This window comes from Streptomyces sp. NPDC033177 (genome assembly GCF_055577715.1).
Genome location: NZ_JBVIPS010000008.1, coordinates 43,277 through 61,588 on the forward strand (window position 1 = coordinate 43,277; position 18,312 = coordinate 61,588).

Below are 18,312 nucleotides of genomic sequence, written 5' to 3' on the forward strand. Positions count from 1 at the left end.
CCAGCACCCATCAACTGCCTTGCGCCATCCGGGATCTCCTCTAGCCCAATGGTGTCGCGGACAACAAGGTTCCCGGCATGTGACGGGTGTCACCGAAGTAGTTTTTGAAACCCCCGAACTTACACCCCTCCTACAACCGGTCAATTTAATATGTGCAATTGCACCACCCCGCGCAGCCTCCCCGCGGCGCGGCCCCAGCACTCCTCAGAGACCAACAAGCCCGCTCACAGCGGCGCTCACCAGCACCTCCTGGGCGCACAAAAAAGATCGCGCTGGACCCGGCGGAGTCCAGCGCGATCGAAACGACTCACCCATGAGGCTCAGGCGTGGGACCCGTTGGGGCGGGACCCGCGTCGTGTGTAGCTAGGGGTCGGACGGTGCGGCCGAGTTGGGGGACCCGGCAGCGGGCGTACTTTTCGTCCTGGTACTGCGGTTTTGCGGTAGATCAGGCCTCGCTGCGCTGCTGCGGGATACCCGCGAGCAGTGCGCGGACCTCGGCCTCGCGGTAACGGCGATGCCCGCCGAGCGTGCGAATCGACGTGAGCTTGCCAGCCTTGGCCCAGCGCGTCACCGTCTTCGGGTCGACGCGGAACATCGTGGCAACCTCAGCCGGGGTCAGCAGCGGCTCGGCATCAGGGGTGCGAGCGGTCATGAGCGGCCTCCTCGGAGAACCGAACCTTCTCGGTTCATTCCTCTAAATTCTGCACCTTGACCCGCGTTGCCCGAAATGGCGGACGCGGGTCGAGTCGGTTATAGGACGAACGGCTTGTCCTCGGCACTACAACTACACCATCCGTCCAGCCACGTCGGCCAAACCGATGGAATTGCCCTCCCAGGTGTCTATCAGCGACGGAAGCCGATGGACCATGCCATAGCGGACAGTCACGCCACAGTGACGATCAGTCACAGAGCGATCAGGAGTCAACAGACCCCCCATAGCGTGCAATGCTGAGTATTCCGCCCATACATGGACGGAAGGAGCCCTCCCCGGACTCCTTGTCCTATTTTGGCACGAGGGGGGGCGTTGGGCGCAAGGGCCCCGTAAGTGCGGTCCGTCACGCTTGACACAAAAGCCCGGATCGGGACCTACGTCCCGTGTAGGCGCCACGTAGGGATCACCCACCGGCGCCCGAACGACGCTCAGTTCGAGAACTGGCGGTCCCTGACCGCCCTCCATCGCTCCATGAGCCTCGCATACGCCGCGCCGGCACCCTCGCCGTCGCCGTCGCGCAGCGCCTCGATTCCTTCCGCCATGTCCGCCGCCGAGTGGTCCTCGTCGAGCTGCTCCGCGGTCAGTGCGTGCACGAGCCCGCCGTAGTCGAGCTCGACCAGGGAGCGCGGATGGAACTCCTCGAGCCACCGGCCCACGTCCGTGAGCCCGTCGACGAGCGGTCCGTCGTCGAGCGTGTCCCGCAGCGTCCTGAGCCCGCGGGCCACCCGCCGCCGTGCCTGGACCATCGGCGTGCGGTAGCGCAGGACGGGCTCCGCATCCGCCGTCCCCTTCTCGTACTCCCGCTCCTCGTCCGCGACGAGCACGAACCAGTTCAGCGGCACCTGCCACGTCGACGTACGGATCCAGGGGCGCGCGTCAGGGTTCCGCACAAGCCACTGCTCGTAGTCCGCGGCCGTCTGGCGGCGCACCACCGGCGGCAGGACCGCGTCGAGCACCGAAGGCGGCAGCTCCCCCGGCAGCTCTCCCAGGGCCTGCCAGCCGCGCAGCCGGGTGCGCCAGGGGCAGACGCACACCACCCCGTCGGCCTCCACCACGAACGCGTCGCTGCTCTCGTGCACCGGCACGGGCATCGGCGGTGTGGGCAGCAAGTCCGCCAGGGAGCGCCTCAGTTCGTCCTGGTACGAGGGGCGGTCGGTGCGACGCGCGTAGCGGGACCAGTGGCCGCGCTCGGGCTCCGGGAAAGCGGCGAGGGGCTCATAGACGCGCAAGTAGGACGCGTACGGGACGACCAACGAAGACACCTTGGGCACGGCTGCTCCCTCCCCCGCGTACCGGCTGGAAAACACTGCAAATCGTGCCATGGCCGAACTCAGCCGTCGTTCTAGTGAGCCGAGAGAGGGTGATCCTCGGCACTGCGCGGCCACCGGGTTCTCACAGGCTTTAGTCTCATGCCCATCGGGCCCCGCCACCCGCACGGGCGCCCGCCCAACCGCCGCCACTTGACCGGGAGTCACCACAGTGACCGAAGCAGACAACGGCGTCCTGCACACCCTGTTCCAATCGGACCAGGGCGGCCATGAGCAAGTAGTGCTCTGCCAGGACCGTGCCAGCGGCCTCAAAGCCGTCATCGCCATCCACTCCACCGCCCTGGGCCCGGCCCTCGGCGGCACCCGCTTCTATCCGTACGCGAGCGAGGAAGCGGCCGTCGCCGACGCGCTGAACCTCGCGCGCGGCATGTCGTACAAGAACGCCATGGCCGGTCTCGACCACGGCGGCGGCAAGGCCGTGATCATCGGTGACCCGGAGCAGATCAAGAGCGAGGAGCTCCTCCTCGCCTACGGCCGCTTCGTGGCCTCCCTGGGCGGTCGCTACGTCACGGCCTGCGACGTCGGCACGTACGTCAAGGACATGGACGTCGTCGCCCGTGAATGCCGCTGGACGACCGGCCGCTCCCCCGAGAACGGCGGCGCCGGCGACTCCTCCGTGCTCACCGCGTACGGCGTCTTCCAGGGCATGCGCGCCTCGGCCATGCACCTGTGGGGCGTCTCGACGCTGCGCGGCCGCACGGTCGGTGTCGCGGGCGTCGGCAAGGTCGGCCACCACCTCGTGGAGCACCTCCTGGAGGACGGCGCCGAGGTCGTGATCACCGATGTGCGCGAGGAGTCCGTGAACCGGATCATCCACAAGCACCCGTCGGTGACCGCGGTCGCCGACACCGACGCGCTGATCCGCCACGAGGGCCTCGACGTGTACGCCCCGTGCGCGCTGGGCGGTGCCCTGAACGACGAGTCCGTGCCGGTGCTCACCGCGACGGTGGTCTGCGGCGCGGCCAACAACCAGCTGGAGCACCCCGGCGTGGAGAAGGATCTCGCCGACCGCGGGATCCTCTACGCGCCCGACTACGTGGTGAACGCGGGCGGCGTGATCCAGGTCGCCGACGAGCTGCACGGCTTCGACTTCGACCGTTGCAAGGCAAAGGCGTCGAAGATCTTCGACACCACTCTTGCCATATTCGCTCGTGCGAAGGAAGACGGCATTCCGCCGGCCGCGGCGGCCGACAGGATCGCCGAGCAGCGGATGGCGGAGGCCCGCTCCCGCTGACCTTGAGGACGCCGTGGAAGGCCCCCGCCGACGTGCGCGAGAGACAAGACTCACCCCCGTCGGCGGGTCGCCCGGCAAGAAGAGGTTAAAATCGCAGTTGACCAGCGAGGACAGGGCTCCTCGTGGGTTGTGCGCCGAGGCGCGTCCTGCGGGCGACGTACCGTATGGCCGCAGGAGCAGGTACCGTGGAAGCCCTACGGACCGGCCTCTCCACGGAGAGCCCGTTCCTGATCATGAACGCGTGTCAAGACTCTGGGGTCACCAAGCCCCATATCCGAGGGGGTCGAGCCATGGGGCGCGGCCGGGCAAAGGCCAAGCAGACGAAGGTCGCCCGCCAGCTGAAGTACAGCAGCGGCGGGACTGACCTCTCGCGTCTGGCCAATGAGCTGGGCGCTTCGACTTCGCAACAGCCGCCGAATGGCGAGCCGTTCGAGGACGACGACGAGGAAGACGACCCGTACGCCCAGTACGCGGATCTGTATAACGACGACGAGGACGAGGACTCTTCCGAGGAGTCAGGTCCTTCGTCGCAGCGCCGCGGCGCTTGACCTCGTTGCATTCGCAGCACCTGAAGTATTCGCAGTTCTCATAGCAACTGCACCTCACCCGGTCCGGGGTGGTCACCACACCGGACCGGGTTTTGTGCTGCCCTCTCAGAACTTCTACTTCGCGTAGTCACCGATGAGCTCGGCGCCCGTGGTGTGCGCGCCGCGCTCAGTGATCTCACCGGCGATCCAGGCGTCCACACCGCGGTCCGCGAGGGTCGCGAGGGCCGCGTCGGCGGACTCCTCGGGGACGATCGCCATCATGCCGACGCCCATGTTCAGCGTCTTCTCCAGCTCCAGGCGCTCGACCTGACCGGCCTTGCCGACGAGGTCGAAGACCGCGCCGGGCGTCCAGGTCTCGCGGTCGACGATCGCGTGCAGACCGTCCGGGATGACCCGGCCCAGGTTCGCCGCGAGGCCGCCGCCCGTGATGTGGCTGAAGGCGTGGACGTCCGTGGTGCGGGTGAGCGCCAGGCAGTCCAGGGAGTAGATCTTGGTGGGCTCCAGGAGCTCCTCGCCGAGCGTGCGGCCGAACTCCTCGACCTGGCGGTCCAGGGACCAGCCGGCGCGGTCGAAGACCACATGCCGGACGAGCGAGTACCCGTTCGAGTGAAGGCCGGAGGACGCCATGGCGATGACGGCGTCACCCTTACGGATGCGATCGGGGCCGAGCACACGGTCCGCCTCGACCGCGCCCGTGCCGGCGCCCGCCACATCGAAGTCGTCGGGGCCGAGCAGGCCCGGGTGCTCGGCGGTCTCGCCGCCGATGAGGGCGCAGCCCGCGAGCACACAGCCCTCGGCGATGCCCTTCACGATGGCCGCGACACGCTCGGGGTGGACCTTGCCGACGCAGATGTAGTCGGTCATGAAGAGCGGCTCCGCGCCGCACACCACGATGTCGTCCATGACCATGGCGACCAGGTCGTGCCCGATGGTGTCGTACACGCCGAGCTGGCGGGCCAGGTCGACCTTCGTGCCGACGCCGTCGGTGGCGGAGGCGAGCAGGGGGCGCTCGAAGCGCTTGAGGGCGGAGGCGTCGAAGAGTCCGGCGAAGCCGCCGATGCCGCCGAGGACCTCGGGGCGCTTCGTCTTCTTCACCCACTCCTTCATCAGCTCGACTGCGCGGTCGCCCGCTTCAATGTCGACGCCTGCGGAGGCGTAGCTGGCACCAGTGGTCTCAGGCATGGGGGATGAGAGCTTTCGTGTCGTTACTACGGGTGGCTTACGGGCGACGGATCGCGTCGGCCGCTGCCGTGGACGCCGGACCGGCGGCCAGCTCCGTCTCCAGGAGCTGCTTGCCGAGCAGCTCGGGGTCGGGGAGGTCCATCGGGTACACGCCGTCGAAGCAGGCGCGGCACAGGTTCGGCTTGTCGATGGTCGTGGCCTCGATCATGCCGTCGATGGAGATGTACGAGAGCGAGTCGGCGCCCATGGACTTGGCGATCTCGTCGATCGTCATGCCGTTGGCGATGAGCTCGGCGCGGGTCGCGAAGTCGATGCCGAAGAAGCAGGGCCACTTCACGGGCGGCGAGGAGATCCGGATGTGGATCTCGGCGGCGCCGGCCTCGCGGAGCATCTTGACCAGGGCGCGCTGGGTGTTGCCGCGCACGATCGAGTCGTCGACGACGACCAGGCGCTTGCCCTTGATGACTTCCTTGAGGGGGTTCAGCTTGAGACGGATGCCGAGCTGGCGGATCGTCTGCGAGGGCTGGATGAAGGTCCGGCCGACGTAGGCGTTCTTGACGAGGCCGACGCCGAAGGGGATGCCGGAGGCTTCCGCGTAACCGACCGCGGCGGGTGTCCCGGACTCCGGGGTCGCTATGACGAGGTCGGCGTCGACGGGAGCTTCTTCGGCGAGTTTCCGGCCCATCTCGACACGCGAGAGGTAGACGTTCCGGCCGGCGATGTCGGTGTCGGGGCGCGCCAGGTAGACGTACTCGAAGACACAGCCCTTGGGCTTCGCTTCCGCGAATCGGGACGTTCGCAGGCCGTTCTCGTCGATCGCGATGAACTCGCCGGGCTCGACCTCGCGGACGAAGCTGGCGCCGCAGATGTCGAGCGCCGCGGACTCCGACGCCACGACCCAGCCGCGCTCCAGGCGGCCGAGGACCAGCGGACGGATGCCCTGCGGGTCACGGGCCGCGTACAGCGTGTGCTCGTTCATGAAGACGAGGGAGAAGGCGCCCTGCACGTCCGGAAGGACCTTGGTGGCGGCTTCCTCGATGGTCATCGGCTTGCCGTCGTCGTCCACCTGGCCCGCGAGGAGAGCCGTCACCAGGTCGGTGTCGTTGGTCGCCGCGACCTGGGTCGCGCGGCCGTTCTCCTTGGGCAGGGCGGCCACGAGCTCGGCGAGCTGGGCCGTGTTGACGAGGTTGCCGTTGTGCCCGAGCGCGATGGAGCCGTGCGCGGTGGCACGGAACGTCGGCTGGGCGTTCTCCCATACGGAGGCCCCGGTGGTCGAGTAGCGGGCGTGACCGACCGCGATATGACCCTGGAGCGAGCTGAGAGAGGTTTCGTCAAAGACCTGGGAAACGAGCCCCATGTCCTTGAAGACAAGGATCTGGGAGCCGTTGCTGACCGCGATTCCCGCGGACTCCTGGCCTCGATGCTGGAGGGCGTACAGCCCGAAGTAAGTGAGCTTGGCGACCTCTTCACCCGGAGCCCAGACACCGAAGACGCCGCAAGCGTCCTGGGGGCCTTTCTCACCGGGGAGCAGATCATGATTGAGTCGACCGTCACCACGTGGCACAACATCGAGTGTAGGCGAGATCGACCACTGGTCCGAATTGGGGATACGGAGCCTGTACGGAGCGTGATTGCGGCCCCGGCTCACCCCCTGTGCGTACGGGGAGTACGAAGCCCGTGTGAACAGATGAGCCGGAGCGTTGACGGGGGTGGCCGGAGCCCGTGAAGCTCCTGGTCCATGCCCCCGCAGCCCCTCGATGACCCGTCGGTCACCCTTGTGGAGCGCCGCCACGTCGACCTGGTCCGTGTCGCGAGCGCGATCTGTCGCAGCGCTGTCTGAACTCACCCTCCGTCGTCCGTGCCTGTTCAGGAGCGCAGCCATGCCCTCGTACGAAAAGTCCCCTCTGTCCCGACGTGCCTTCACCGGCGCGGTGGGAGCCGGTGCCGCCGCCGCGGTGGGGCTGCCCGCCGCCGCTGAGGCCCGGGAACGGCCCTTCCGTGCCGCCCCGCGCCCGAGCGGCCGGCGGCCGAACATCCTGTTCATCCTGGGCGACGACCTGGGCTGGGCCGACCTCTCCTCCTACGGGTCGCCGCACATCAAGACCCCGAACCTGGACCGCCTCGCACGCCAGGGCGTGCGGTTCACCGATGCCTACGCCGGGTCCGCGACCTGCTCGCCGACCCGCTTCAGCCTCTACACCGGGCGCTTCCCCGGCCGTACGGAGGGCGGACTCGCGGAGCCGATCGCGGACAAGTCCGTGGGCCTGGAGCCGACGCATCCCACGCTGGCGTCGCTGCTGCGGGACGCCGGGTACGCGACCGCGCTCATCGGCAAGTGGCACGCGGGCTACCTGCCGGACTACTCGCCGACCAGATCGGGCTGGGACGAGTTCTTCGGGAACTTCGGCGGGGCCCTGGAGTACTACTCGAAGCTGGGACTCGGCGGTGAGTACGACCTCTACGAAGGCGACGCCGAGTACAAGGACCTGCGTTATTACACGCGCATCCTTACCGAGCGCGCGAGCGAGTACATCCGGCGGGACCACGGCGACAAGCCCTGGCTGCTCAATCTGAACTTCACCACCCCGCACTGGCCGTGGATAGCCGACGGCGACACCGGGACGAGCGCCGAGATCGTACGGAGGATCAAGGCGGGCGAGAAGGGTGCGCTCTGGCATCAGGACGGCGGGTCCGTCGAGAAGTACACGGAGATGGTGCAGGACCTGGACCGGTCGGTCGGCGAGGTCCTGAAGGCCCTGAAGAAGTCCGGCCAGGAGCGGGACACCCTGGTCTTCTTCGCCTCCGACAACGGCGGCGAGCGCTTCTCGTACAACTGGCCCCTGTCGGGCAACAAGGCCTCGCTGCAGGAGGGCGGCATCCGGGTGCCGACCATCGTGCGCTGGCCGGCGCGGCTCGACGGCGGGCAGGTCAGCCACGAGCCGGTGTTCACCCCGGACTGGACGGCCACGCTCCTGGAGATCGGCGGGGCCAGGCCTGACCGGGCGTACCCGCTGGACGGGACCAGCCTCGCGCCCTACCTCCTGAAGGGCGAGGAGCTCGCGGAGCGGGAGCTGTTCTGGCGCGTGCGCGGGGAGCGGGCCCTGCGGCGTGGGGACTGGAAGTACTACCGGGGCAAGGGCGGCGAGGACCAGCTCTTCGACCTCGCGGCGGATCAGCGCGAGCAGGCAGACCTGGCGGCACGCGAGCCGCGGCTGCTTGCCGAGTTGAAGGCGGCCTGGGAGAAGACGGACAAGGGGCTGCTGCCGTACCCGGCCGCCTGACACCGCTGTCCGGGACGAGCCGCTGGCTGAACTGAGCCTTAAGCGCGGCTCAAGAAGTCTTCCCGGGGGTTCGCGGGGGCCCGAGTGATCGCTAGCGTGCCTGGCACGCACCCGAGTTGATCTTCGGCCCGCGCGCACCCCCACTCGGAAGGTCCCCATGAAACCGTCCCCGCGCCTCTGCCTCATACCGGCCGCCGTGGCCGCCGCCCTGACCGCCGCCGCGGCGGCGCCCGCGCCCGCCGCCGACGCACCTGAGCGGCGCGTCCAGGTCGCCATGGTGAACTTCACCGACAGCCGGATCCCGGACGCGGGGAAGCTCCAGACCGCCCTGAAGGACAACTACTTCGGCGCCGAAGGCTCCCTCACCTCGTACTACAACGAGGTCACCGGAGGCGCGACCACCTTCAGGGCCGCCGAGGGCGACGGCATCACCGGGCCCGTCGACATCGACCTCGCGGCCACCGGCTGCGACACCGGCAAGATCAATGACCTGACCCGCAAGGCCCTCGCCGCGAAGGGCGTACCCGAGGAGAGCTACGACCACCTGTCGCTCGTCTTCCCCTCGGAGAAGGCCGGCTGCGACTGGCTCGCCCTCGGGACCGTCGGCGGCGGCACCACCTGGATGCCGATCGGCGCCGACGGCAAGATGTCGATGACGGCCCTGGTCCACGAGTTCGGCCACAACTTCGGCTACAGCCACCACATGCGCCTTCGCTGCCCCGAGGGCGATCTCGGCGAGGGCTGCGAGGAGGACGGCACCAGCCACAAGACCCCGATGGGCGGCGGCGGTTGGGAGGCCGGGCTCACCTCTCCCGAGCTCCTGCACAACAAGTGGCTGACGGGCGGCGAGGTCGCGAAGGTCGGCAAGTCCGGCACGTACGACCTGCGTCCGCTGTACGGGAGCGGCGGCGGGGTACGCGCGCTCGACATTCCGCTGGGCGACGACCGTCTCGTCGTGGAGCTGCGGCACGAGTCCGGCACCGTAGACGGCGGCATCCAGGGCGTGCACGCCTACCGGGTCCCGGCCAAGGACTACGCGAAGTCCGCGCTCATCGACCCGACGCCGGACACCGACGGCTCCGACAGCGGCGCCCCGGCCGACGCGGACGCGCTCAAGGCGGGCGAGACGCTGACGGACACGGCACGGAAGGTCGAGGTCAGGGTCGTGAAGGCGGGGGCCGAGGCGGCGACGGTGCGGGTCAGCCTGGACGGCGTGGCCGCACCGAAGGAGGCTGCTGCCACCACCCGGCCCGTGGAGGACGGACCTGCGGAGACCCCCGCTGCGGCCCCCGCTGGTGACCAGGCGGAAACCCCCAACGCGGCCCGCCCCGCCGGTGATTCCACCGAACTCGCGGAGACCGGCGGCGACGCGGACACCACGCTCGCCTACTCCCTCGGCGGCGGCCTCATGCTCGCCCTCGGCGGCGCGTTCCTGCTGAAGTCCCGCGCCCGCCGCGTCGCCGTCACTTCTCCTTCGGGTCGGCGGCGTTCGCGCTGACGACCGTGCCGTCTGTGGCGGTGAGGGAGAGCCCGCCGTGGGTCAGCTCGTAGCTCACCTTGCCGCCGAACAGCTTGAGGAGCTTCTTCTCGGTCTCCCCGGCGGCTCCCTGGCACATCATCCGGGTGGTCCGGGGAGCGCCGAGCGTGATCTGCCCGTCCTTCACCTCGGCCTTGGCGGTCACGCTGTTGCAGCCGAGGTTGCCGCGGACCGTGCCGTCCTTGCCGAAGGTCAGATGGGCCTTGCCTGCCACTTCCTTCGGCAGGGACGCCGAGACCTTGCCGTCGCCGATCGCGTTCACGTTCCACTTCGTGCCCGTGAGCGGGGTGTCCGCTTCCGGCTTCGAGGTGAGGGCCACGCGGTCTCCCTTGTCGGTGGTGAGCGTCAGCTTCTCGCCGTCGACGGCGGCCTTCAGCTCCCCCTTGGCGAGGGCGCCCTTGAAAGCGTTCTCGAAGTCCTGCTTCTCGCAGGCCCTCTTGGTCGAGATGGCGTTGGCGAAGCCGACGGTGTCGCCGTCCGCCTTCACGTCCGCGGTGAATCCGTTGCAGCCGTAGTTGCCCTCGGCCTTGCCCTTGTCGCCGATCTTGACGTACGCGTCGCCCGGGGCCTGCTGTTTCTTGCCGTCCACCGTGACACTCTCGACGCTCCAGTGCACGCCGGAGAGCCTCGGCTGAGACCCGACGGACCCGCTGCCTGAGCCGGTCTCGGTGCCGCACGCGGTGAGCATGCCCGCGGCGGCCAGGGCCATGACGGTCGGAGTCAGTCGTTGCTTCTGCATGCCGGTGTGACGGAACAAGTGGGGGTTCTGGTTCCCCTGGGTCCCCGAACGGCGGATCAGCTCATGACCGGCAGCAAATCCGCCAGATCCGCCCGCTCCCCGCTCGCCCCGACCTTCGCCGCGTCGAGAGCGGTCTTCCAGTCCGTACGCCCGGTCGCGAGGCGGATCCAGGTGAGCGGGTCGGTCTCGACGACGTTCGGCGGGGTTCCGCGGGTGTGCCGGGGCCCTTGGACGCACTGGACCACGGCGAACGGCGGGACCCTGACCTCGACGGCACCGCCGGGGGCCTTCACCGCGAGGGCGTCGGCGAGCAGCCGGGTGCAGGCTGCCAGGGCCTGACGGTCGTACGGAACGTCCAGGCCCGGCACCGCGTCGTTCAGGTCGTCGGTGTGGACGACGAGTTCGACGGTACGGGTGACCAGGAAGTCGTCGAGGGTCATCGCGCCGAACCGCGTCGGCATGAGCCGGCCCGCCGTGACCTCGGGCAGCGCATCCTCGAAGCCGGCGAGGGTGCGCGCGTACAGATCGGTCAGATCCTCCTGCGCGGCGAAGGCCCGCGATGCCTCGTCGACCTGCGCGGCGGCCGAAGCGGTCGCGAACGGCCAGTCGAGCAGGGCCACTTCGCGCGCCGGGGGCTCCGGCATGGCGAGGAAGCGGGTGGCGCCGCCGAGTGCCATCGTGAGGTGGGCGGCGAGTTCGCGGACGGTCCAGCTGCCGAGCCGGGTCGGCAGGGCGAGCTGCTCGGGCTCCAGGGTGCCGACCGCTTCCCGTACGTTCCCGAACTGGGCGAGGACGGCGGTGCGGATCTTGGCGGCGTCGTAGATACGCGTGCGCTTCTTGGCCGGTGGCATGGGCCGAGCCTAATTCTTCCCGGGGTAGCCCCGGAGACCCTTTTCCACCTGGCCGAAGACGCGCTCGGCGGACTCGGCGCAGCCCTTGGCGATCTCGTCGAGGGGGTCACCGGCGAGGGTGCGCTCGTGGTTCTCGACGATGAGTGCGTTCCGGGCGCCGATCAGCTGGGCGGCGGCCACGCGCGCGAGGAGCAGGTCGTCCGTCTCCTCGGCGAGGGCGTCCGCGAGGAGCTGGACGCTGCGCATGTGGAAGATCACCATGCGGTGCGCGAGGGTCGGGGTCTCGCTGATGAGCTGGCGCACCTTGAGGGCGCGCGGGTCGCCGCTGAGGCCGATCGACGGGTCGCGTCCGGCGATCTGCCCCAGGAACTGACCGCGCATCGCGGCGACCGCGGACTCCCCTGGCCGCCGCTCGCGCACCGCGCGGGCCGGGTCGCCGACGTGCTCCTCCATGGGGCTGACGATCGCGCCTTCCTTGGTGCCGAAGTAGTTGAAGACGGTCATCTTCGACACGTCGGCGGCCTCGGCGATCTCCGCCACGGAGACATGGTCGAAGCCCCGCTCGGAGCAGAGGTCCACGGCGACCCGCCAGATCCGCGACGCGGTCTGCTTCTTCTTGCGCGCGCGCAGCCCCAGCTCCTCAGTCATGCAGGTCACGGTACCGGGGCGGCCTCCGCGCGACCCGCGAGCGTGACGAAGCCCCCGCCCGGATCAGCAGGCCCGGACGGGGGCTTCGAAGGTGGATCAGAGGCGGATCAGGCGAAGAGCCCCGGCAGGGTCCCCTCGTGCGCCTCGCGGATCTCGGCCAGCGTGAGCGTGAACTCGCCCTGGAGTTCCACCGCGTCGCCGTCGACCACACCGATGCGCGTCGCGGGCAGGCCCCGCGCCCCGCACATGTCGGTGAAGCGCAGCTCCTCGGAGCGGGGAACGGACACGACCGCGCGCCCCGCCGACTCGCTGAACAGCAGGGTGAACGCGTCCAGGCCGTCCGGGACGACCAGGCGCGCGCCCTTCCCGCCGCGGAGGCAGGATTCGGCGACTGCCTGCGCGAGGCCACCGTCCGAGAGGTCGTGCGCCGCGTCGATCATGCCGTCGCGCGAGCCCGAGATGAGGATGTCGGCGAGCAGCCGCTCGCGCTCCAGGTCCACCTTCGGGGGCAGGCCGCCGAGGTGGTCGTGGACGACCTGCGACCAGGCCGAGCCGCCGAACTCCTCGGTGGTGTCACCGAGCAGGTAGAGGAGCTGGCCCTCTTCGGCGAAGGCGATCGGCGTGCGCCGCGCCACGTCGTCGATCACACCGAGTACGGAGACGACCGGCGTCGGGTGGATCGCCGCCTCGCCCGTCTGGTTGTAGAGCGAGACGTTGCCGCCGGTCACCGGGGTGCCCAGGATCTGGCAGGCGTCGGCGAGGCCACGGGTGGTCTCGGCGAACTGCCACATCACGTCCGGGTCCTCGGGCGAACCGAAGTTCAGGCAGTCCGAGACGGCGAGCGGCTTGGCACCGGTCGCGGCGACGTTGCGGTACGCCTCCGACAGGGCGAGCTGCGCGCCGGCGTACGGGTCGAGCTTGGAGTAGCGGCCGTTGCCGTCATTGGCGAGGGCGACACCGAGGCCGGTCTCCTCGTCGATGCGGACCATGCCGGAGTCCTCGGGCTGTGCGAGCACCGTGTTGCCCTGCACGAAACGGTCGTACTGATCCGTCACCCACGCCTTGGACGCCTGGTTCGGCGACGCGACGACCGCGAGGACCTGCTCGCGCAGTTCCTTCGAACTCGCCGGACGCGCCAGCTTGTTGGCGTCATCGGCCTGGAGGGCGTCCTGCCACTTCGGCCGTGCGTAGGGGCGCTCGTAGACCGGGCCGTCGTGGGCGACGGTGCGCGGGTCGAGGTCGACGATCTTCTCGCCGTGCCAGAAGATCTCCAGGCGGTCGCCGTCCGTCACCTCACCGACGACGGTGGCGATGACGTCCCACTTCTCGCAGATCGCGAGGAAACGCTCGACCTTCTCGGGCTCGACGACCGCGCACATGCGCTCCTGCGACTCACTCATGAGGATCTCCTCGGGAGTGAGCGTGGAGTCGCGAAGGGGTACGTCGTCCAGCTCGACGCGCATGCCGCCGGAGCCGTTGGACGCGAGCTCGGAGGTCGCGCAGGAGAGACCGGCGGCACCGAGGTCCTGAATACCCACGACCAGCTTCTCGGCGAAGGCCTCCAGGGTGCACTCGATGAGGAGCTTCTCCTGGAAGGGGTCGCCGACCTGGACCGCCGGACGCTTCGACGGCTTCGTGTCGTCGAAGGTCTCACTCGCCAGGATCGAGGCGCCGCCGATGCCGTCGCCGCCCGTGCGGGCCCCGTAGAGGATGACCTTGTTGCCGGGACCACTCGCCTTCGCGAGGTGGATGTCCTCGTGCCGCATCACGCCGATGGCACCGGCGTTGACCAGCGGGTTGCCCTGGTAGCAGGCGTCGAAGACGAGCTCGCCGCCGATGTTCGGCAGGCCCAGGCAGTTGCCGTAGCCGCCGATGCCCGCGACGACACCCGGCAGGACACGCTTCGTGTCGGGGTGGTCGGCGGCGCCCATCCGCAGCGGGTCCACGACCGCGACCGGCCGTGCGCCCATCGCGATGATGTCGCGGACGATGCCGCCGACACCGGTGGCCGCGCCCTGGTAGGGCTCGACGTACGAGGGGTGGTTGTGCGACTCGACCTTGAAGGTGACCGCGTAGCCGTTGCCGACGTCGACGACACCGGCGTTCTCGCCGATCCCGACGAGCATGGCGCCCCCACCCGGTGTATCAGCCTCGGGGGCCTTCTCGCCGAACTGGCGCAGGTGGACCTTGCTGCTCTTGTACGAGCAGTGCTCGGACCACATGACGGAGTACATGGCGAGTTCGGCGCCGGTGGGACGGCGGCCCAGGATCTCGCGTACGCGCGCGTACTCGTCTTCCTTCAGGCCCAGTTCGGCCCAGGGCAGCTTGACGTCGGGAGTCTCGGCTGCGTGCTTGACGGTGTCCAGAGTCATGCGTTGACCAGCTTCTTCAGGATCGAGGTGAAGAATCCGAGGCCGTCGGTGCGGCCGGTCCCGACCAGCGGCTCCACGGCGTGCTCGGGGTGCGGCATGAGGCCGACGACGTTGCCCGCCTCGTTCGTGATGCCGGCGATGTCACGGAGCGAGCCGTTGGGGTTGCCGTCCAGATAGCGGAAGGCGACGCGGCCCTCGGCCTCCAGCATGTCCAGGGTCCGCTCGTCGGCCGTGTACTGGCCGTCGATGTTCTTGAGCGGGATCCGGATCTCCTGGCCGGCCGTGTAGTCGGCGGTCCAGGCGGTCCGGTCCGACTCCACGCGCAGCTTCTGCTCGCGGCAGATGAAGTGCAGGTGGTTGTTCCGCAGCATCGCGCCCGGCAGCAGGTGCGACTCGGTGAGCACCTGGAAGCCGTTGCAGATACCGAGAACCGGCATGCCCGCCTTCGCCTGCGCGATGACCGACTCCATCACGGGCGAAAACCGCGAAATGGCCCCGGCCCGGAGATAGTCGCCGTACGAGAATCCGCCGGGGAGCACCACGGCGTCGACCTGCTTCAGGTCCTTGTCCCGGTGCCAGAGCGGCACTGCTTCGGCGCCGGCGACGCGGACGGCGCGCTGGGTGTCGCGGTCGTCGAGCGTTCCGGGGAAAGTGACGACTCCGATTCGAGCAGTCACTTCTCTTCCTCCACCTTTACGAAGAAGTCCTCGATCACGGTGTTGGCGAGGAAGGTTTCCGCCATCTCGTGGATACGGGCGAGGGCCGCGTCATCGACGGGCCCGTCCACCTCGAGTTCGAAGCGCTTTCCCTGACGTACGTCGGCGATCCCCTTGAATCCCAGCCGCGGCAGTGCACGCTGCACCGCCTGGCCCTGGGGGTCGAGGATCTCCGGCTTGAGCATGACGTCGACTACGACGCGTGCCACTGGCACTCCCGGTGTGTGGTGCTGGCTGAGCGGTCCCTTCAGACTACCCGTACAAAAATTCTACTCGCGTAGATTCGTAGAAACCTACGTGAGGACGGTCACGTTCCTGCTCATACTCACGTATCGAACGGGGCACCTTCGCGAAAAATCCTGGAAAAGATCACGCATCGCCATTGCACCCGGACACGCGGGCGGATTTAGTCGGGCTTCACAATGCAATGCCGGGCACTGTACAAAGGAAAAGGCATTGGCCGATCCTTTGCGCATAACAGTGCCCATAACAGCCGGACAGCCGGCATCGCCGCACGTCAACGTCGGCGGAGCCGCACGAAGGGACCGATATTCGTGGCGCAGCGTGTCGTAGTCACTCTCTTTGACGACATCGACGGCGGGGAAGCGGCGGAGACGATCGCCTTCGGTCTTGACGGCAAGTCGTACGAGATCGACCTCAATCAAACCAATGCCAAGAAACTGCGCAAGGTACTTGCCCCGTACCTGGACGCGGCCCGCAAGCAGTCGAAGTCCGGCAAGGCCTTCAAGCACACGACAGTGGCGGCGAACCCCGCCGCCGTCCGCGCCTGGGCCCGCTCGCACCAGATGGACGTGCCGCCGCGCGGCCGCATCCCGAAGAAGGTCTACGAGGCCTTCGAGGCGGCCAACTGACGTTCCGGCCCGCCCCGCCCCACCTGGACCCACCCCCGCCGACCTCGGCCGATGGCCTGCCAGGAGGGCCCCTCGGCAACCGACTTGACCTGCACCCCCGCCGGTCGGCTAAAGTCTGGAGCACGCCGAGGGGCAAGGCCGAAAGGCCCGAACCTCACGGAGTCTTGCGGGTGTAGTTCAGTAGTAGAACATCCCCCTTCCAGGGGGAAGGCGCAGTGTGCAATTCCTGTCACCCGCTCTGCATCGCTCACCGAGCACTCTTTCGAGTGCGGTAGGCTGGTGCTCGCGCCGATCAGTGAGAGCTGGTCGGAGGCAATGCGAACGTAGCTCAGTTGGTAGAGCGCAACCTTGCCAAGGTTGAGGTCGCGAGTTCGAACCTCGTCGTTCGCTCCAGAGAAGAAGGCCCCGGTCATCGCGACCGGGGCCTTCTTCGTGTGCGACCTCCTTGAGCCCGTGCCCCCGCGTCTGACATTTGTCATGCGAGCAGGTGACAGCGCGCACTGCTCCGACGCCCGTGGCCGGGGGACGCTCTACTCATGACTGACCAAGTGATCGACGTGACCGATCTGCGGCGCGTGTACGGGGGCGGTTTCGAGGCGGTCCGGGGAGTCTCGTTCTCCGTGGGCCGCGGCGAGCTCTTCGCGCTGCTCGGGACCAACGGCGCAGGCAAGACCTCCACCGTCGAACTCCTCGAAGGGCTCGCCCCACCCGCCGGGGGGCGGGTGCGGGTGCTCGGGCACGATCCGTACGCCGAGCGGGGCGCCGTGCGCCATCGCATCGGTGTGATGCTCCAGGAGGGCGGCTTCCCCTCCGAGCTGACGGTCGCGGAGACCGTACGGATGTGGGCGGCGTGCACCAGCGGCGCGCGCCCCACCGCCGAAGCCCTGGACATGGTGGGCCTCGGCAAGCGGGCCGGCGTACGCGTGAAGATGCTCTCCGGCGGCGAGAAGCGACGGCTCGACCTGGCGACGGCTCTCATCGGGCGGCCCGAGGTGCTCTTCCTCGACGAACCCACCACCGGGCTCGACGCCGAAGGCCGCCGCGAGACCTGGGAGTTGGTGCGCGCCCTGCGCGACGGCGGCACGACCGTGCTGCTCACCACGCACTACCTCGAAGAGGCCGAGAACCTCGCCGAACGGCTCGCGATCCTGCACGAGGGGCGGATCGCGGCCGCGGGCCGGGTCGCCGACGTGGTGGCCGAGCAGCCCTCGCACGTCTCCTTCGAACTGCCCACCGGGTACTTCGTCGGGGATCTGCCGCCGCTCGGCGAGCTCGGGGTGAGCGAGCACGAGATCGTCGGCGGGCGGGTCAGGCTCCGTACGCACGAGTTGCAGCGGGCGGCCACGGGGCTGCTGCTGTGGGCGCGGGACGCGAATGTCGAGCTCGGCAGGCTCGACGTACGGGCCGCGTCGCTGGAGGAGGCGTTCCTGCGCATCGCGCGGGATGCCGAGAGTGCGGCCGGTGTCGCGGAGAAGGAGAAGGTGGCATGAGCGCGCTGACACTGACCCCGCAGGCGGTGACGACCCCCGCCCGGCGGATGGCCGCCCTCGCCCGGGCCGAACTGACGCTGCTCGGACGCAGCAAGGGGACGTTGGTCGCGGCGCTGTTCGTGCCGCTCGTGATGCCGTTCAGCCTGAGCCAGGTCGCGGACGGCATGGACCTCAAGGGCACCGGGCTCTCGGTCGGGTCCGTGGTGGTGCCCGGCGCCATCGGTTTCTCCCTGCTCTTCGCCGTCTACTCCACGCTGACCGCTGTCTACGCCGCGCGCCGCGAGGAACTGGTGCTCAAGCGGCTGCGCACCGGTGAGCTGCGGGACCCGGAGATCCTTGCCGGGGCGGCGCTGCCCTCGGTCGCCATCGGTGTGATCCAGACCGTGGTCCTCGCGGTCGGCTGTGTCGTCCTGCTCGACGCGGGGGCGCCGAGCGCGCCGCACCTCGCCGTTCTCGGAGTACTGCTCGGCCTGGTGATGTTCGGCGCCCTCGGCGCGGTGACGGCCAGTCTCAGCAGGTCCGTGGAGTCCGCACAGGTCATGGCCATGCCGCTGGCATTCGGCTCGATGTTCGGCTCGGGCCTCTTCATCCCCTTCGAGGTCATGCCCGACAAGCTCGCCTCGGTCTGTGAGCTGCTTCCGCTCTCGCCGGTGATCACCCTGGTGCGCGGCGGCTGGACCGGGGAACTCTCCGGGGCCGACACCCTGGGCGCGCTCGCCACCGCTGTGGCCTGGACCGTGGTCTCGGTGTTTGCTGTACGACGGTGGTTCCGCTGGGAACCCCGGCGCTGAGGAAGGGGCAA

18 protein-coding genes and 2 tRNA genes are annotated in these 18,312 nt (G+C 69.0%); 10 read left to right on the forward strand and 10 right to left on the reverse strand.

The genetic code is table 11. The features are described from left to right. Positions 1 to 445: 445 nt before the first annotated feature. Together bldC and ACZ5U5_RS26480 are read right to left on the reverse strand one after the other, a co-directional pair. Positions 446 to 652 (reverse strand): developmental transcriptional regulator BldC, encoded by a 207-nt coding sequence (bldC, locus tag ACZ5U5_RS26475; RefSeq protein WP_003949541.1) that lies wholly within the window; start codon positions 650 to 652, stop codon positions 446 to 448. A gap of 488 nt (positions 653 to 1,140) precedes the next feature. After that, a complete protein-coding gene (locus tag ACZ5U5_RS26480; RefSeq protein WP_469026217.1) occupies positions 1,141 to 1,983 on the reverse strand; it encodes a DUF8083 family protein in 843 nt (280 codons plus the stop codon). A 208-nt stretch (positions 1,984 to 2,191) separates the two neighbouring features. Between ACZ5U5_RS26480 and ACZ5U5_RS26485 the strand changes: the two genes are divergently transcribed. Together ACZ5U5_RS26485 and ACZ5U5_RS26490 are read left to right on the forward strand one after the other, a co-directional pair. After that, positions 2,192 to 3,274 (forward strand): Leu/Phe/Val dehydrogenase, encoded by a 1,083-nt coding sequence (locus ACZ5U5_RS26485; RefSeq protein WP_469026219.1) that lies wholly within the window; start codon positions 2,192 to 2,194, stop codon positions 3,272 to 3,274. A 290-nt stretch (positions 3,275 to 3,564) separates the two neighbouring features. Continuing rightward, a complete protein-coding gene (locus tag ACZ5U5_RS26490; protein ID WP_469026221.1) occupies positions 3,565 to 3,822 on the forward strand; it encodes a DUF3073 domain-containing protein in 258 nt (85 codons plus the stop codon). A 114-nt stretch (positions 3,823 to 3,936) separates the two neighbouring features. Here ACZ5U5_RS26490 and purM read toward each other — a convergent pair whose 3' ends face one another. Both purM and purF read right to left on the reverse strand, forming a co-directional pair. Then, positions 3,937 to 5,004 carry a phosphoribosylformylglycinamidine cyclo-ligase gene (gene purM, locus ACZ5U5_RS26495; RefSeq protein WP_469026223.1) on the reverse strand — a complete coding sequence of 356 codons (1,068 nt, stop codon included), beginning with the start codon at positions 5,002 to 5,004 and terminating at the stop codon, positions 3,937 to 3,939. Positions 5,005 to 5,041: 37 nt separating this feature from the next. After that, entirely contained in the window at positions 5,042 to 6,568 is a 1,527-nt protein-coding gene (gene purF / locus ACZ5U5_RS26500; RefSeq protein WP_469026226.1) for an amidophosphoribosyltransferase, read from the reverse strand. Positions 6,569 to 6,742: 174 nt separating this feature from the next. On the opposite strand from purF, the gene ACZ5U5_RS26505 reads away from it, so the two are divergent. From ACZ5U5_RS26505 to ACZ5U5_RS26515, 3 genes are all read left to right on the forward strand, one after another. Beyond that, a complete protein-coding gene (locus tag ACZ5U5_RS26505; protein WP_469026228.1) occupies positions 6,743 to 6,844 on the forward strand; it encodes a putative leader peptide in 102 nt (33 codons plus the stop codon). A gap of 40 nt (positions 6,845 to 6,884) precedes the next feature. Further along, complete coding sequence (locus ACZ5U5_RS26510) at positions 6,885 to 8,285, forward strand: sulfatase family protein (protein ID WP_469026231.1); 1,401 nt, start codon at positions 6,885 to 6,887, stop codon at positions 8,283 to 8,285. Between the two features lie 157 nt (positions 8,286 to 8,442). Continuing rightward, the gene (locus ACZ5U5_RS26515; protein ID WP_469026234.1) at positions 8,443 to 9,783 is read left to right on the forward strand and encodes a metallopeptidase domain-containing protein; all 1,341 of its coding nucleotides are present in this window, start codon (positions 8,443 to 8,445) and stop codon (positions 9,781 to 9,783) included. Here ACZ5U5_RS26515 and ACZ5U5_RS26520 read toward each other — a convergent pair. The 6 genes from ACZ5U5_RS26520 to purS all read right to left on the reverse strand — a co-directional run bounded on the left by ACZ5U5_RS26520 (position 9,749) and on the right by purS (position 15,357). Next, positions 9,749 to 10,561 (reverse strand): META domain-containing protein, encoded by an 813-nt coding sequence (locus ACZ5U5_RS26520; RefSeq protein ID WP_469026237.1) that lies wholly within the window; start codon positions 10,559 to 10,561, stop codon positions 9,749 to 9,751. The two genes, ACZ5U5_RS26515 and ACZ5U5_RS26520, sit on opposite strands and share 35 nt — an antisense overlap. 56 nt (positions 10,562 to 10,617) lie before the next feature. Continuing rightward, positions 10,618 to 11,412 carry a maleylpyruvate isomerase family mycothiol-dependent enzyme gene (locus tag ACZ5U5_RS26525; RefSeq protein WP_469026239.1) on the reverse strand — a complete coding sequence of 265 codons (795 nt, stop codon included), beginning with the start codon at positions 11,410 to 11,412 and terminating at the stop codon, positions 10,618 to 10,620. A gap of 9 nt (positions 11,413 to 11,421) precedes the next feature. Further along, a complete protein-coding gene (locus ACZ5U5_RS26530; RefSeq protein ID WP_469026242.1) occupies positions 11,422 to 12,060 on the reverse strand; it encodes a TetR/AcrR family transcriptional regulator in 639 nt (212 codons plus the stop codon). A gap of 107 nt (positions 12,061 to 12,167) precedes the next feature. Further along, complete coding sequence (gene purL / locus ACZ5U5_RS26535; RefSeq protein ID WP_469026244.1) at positions 12,168 to 14,432, reverse strand: phosphoribosylformylglycinamidine synthase subunit PurL; 2,265 nt, start codon at positions 14,430 to 14,432, stop codon at positions 12,168 to 12,170. Further along, positions 14,429 to 15,109 carry a phosphoribosylformylglycinamidine synthase subunit PurQ gene (gene purQ, locus ACZ5U5_RS26540; protein ID WP_367043567.1) on the reverse strand — a complete coding sequence of 227 codons (681 nt, stop codon included), beginning with the start codon at positions 15,107 to 15,109 and terminating at the stop codon, positions 14,429 to 14,431. Before purQ ends, purL begins: the two co-directional genes overlap by 4 nt. Further along, complete coding sequence (purS, locus tag ACZ5U5_RS26545) at positions 15,106 to 15,357, reverse strand: phosphoribosylformylglycinamidine synthase subunit PurS (protein WP_135332092.1); 252 nt, start codon at positions 15,355 to 15,357, stop codon at positions 15,106 to 15,108. The genes purQ and purS overlap by 4 nt, the downstream gene beginning before the upstream one ends. A 345-nt stretch (positions 15,358 to 15,702) precedes the next feature. Between purS and ACZ5U5_RS26550 the strand changes: the two genes are divergently transcribed. From ACZ5U5_RS26550 to ACZ5U5_RS26570, 5 genes are all read left to right on the forward strand, one after another. Beyond that, complete coding sequence (locus ACZ5U5_RS26550; protein ID WP_160505952.1) at positions 15,703 to 16,020, forward strand: Lsr2 dimerization domain-containing protein; 318 nt, start codon at positions 15,703 to 15,705, stop codon at positions 16,018 to 16,020. 166 nt (positions 16,021 to 16,186) lie between these two features. Then, positions 16,187 to 16,258: transfer RNA gene (locus ACZ5U5_RS26555), tRNA-Gly, on the forward strand. Between the two features lie 79 nt (positions 16,259 to 16,337). Then, positions 16,338 to 16,413: transfer RNA gene (locus ACZ5U5_RS26560), tRNA-Gly, on the forward strand. Between the two features lie 143 nt (positions 16,414 to 16,556). Then, positions 16,557 to 17,510 (forward strand): ABC transporter ATP-binding protein, encoded by a 954-nt coding sequence (locus ACZ5U5_RS26565; RefSeq protein ID WP_469026247.1) that lies wholly within the window; start codon positions 16,557 to 16,559, stop codon positions 17,508 to 17,510. Further along, positions 17,507 to 18,301 carry an ABC transporter permease gene (locus tag ACZ5U5_RS26570; RefSeq protein WP_469026250.1) on the forward strand — a complete coding sequence of 265 codons (795 nt, stop codon included), beginning with the start codon at positions 17,507 to 17,509 and terminating at the stop codon, positions 18,299 to 18,301. The genes ACZ5U5_RS26565 and ACZ5U5_RS26570 overlap by 4 nt, the downstream gene beginning before the upstream one ends. The last annotated feature ends 11 nt before the right edge of the window (positions 18,302 to 18,312 follow it).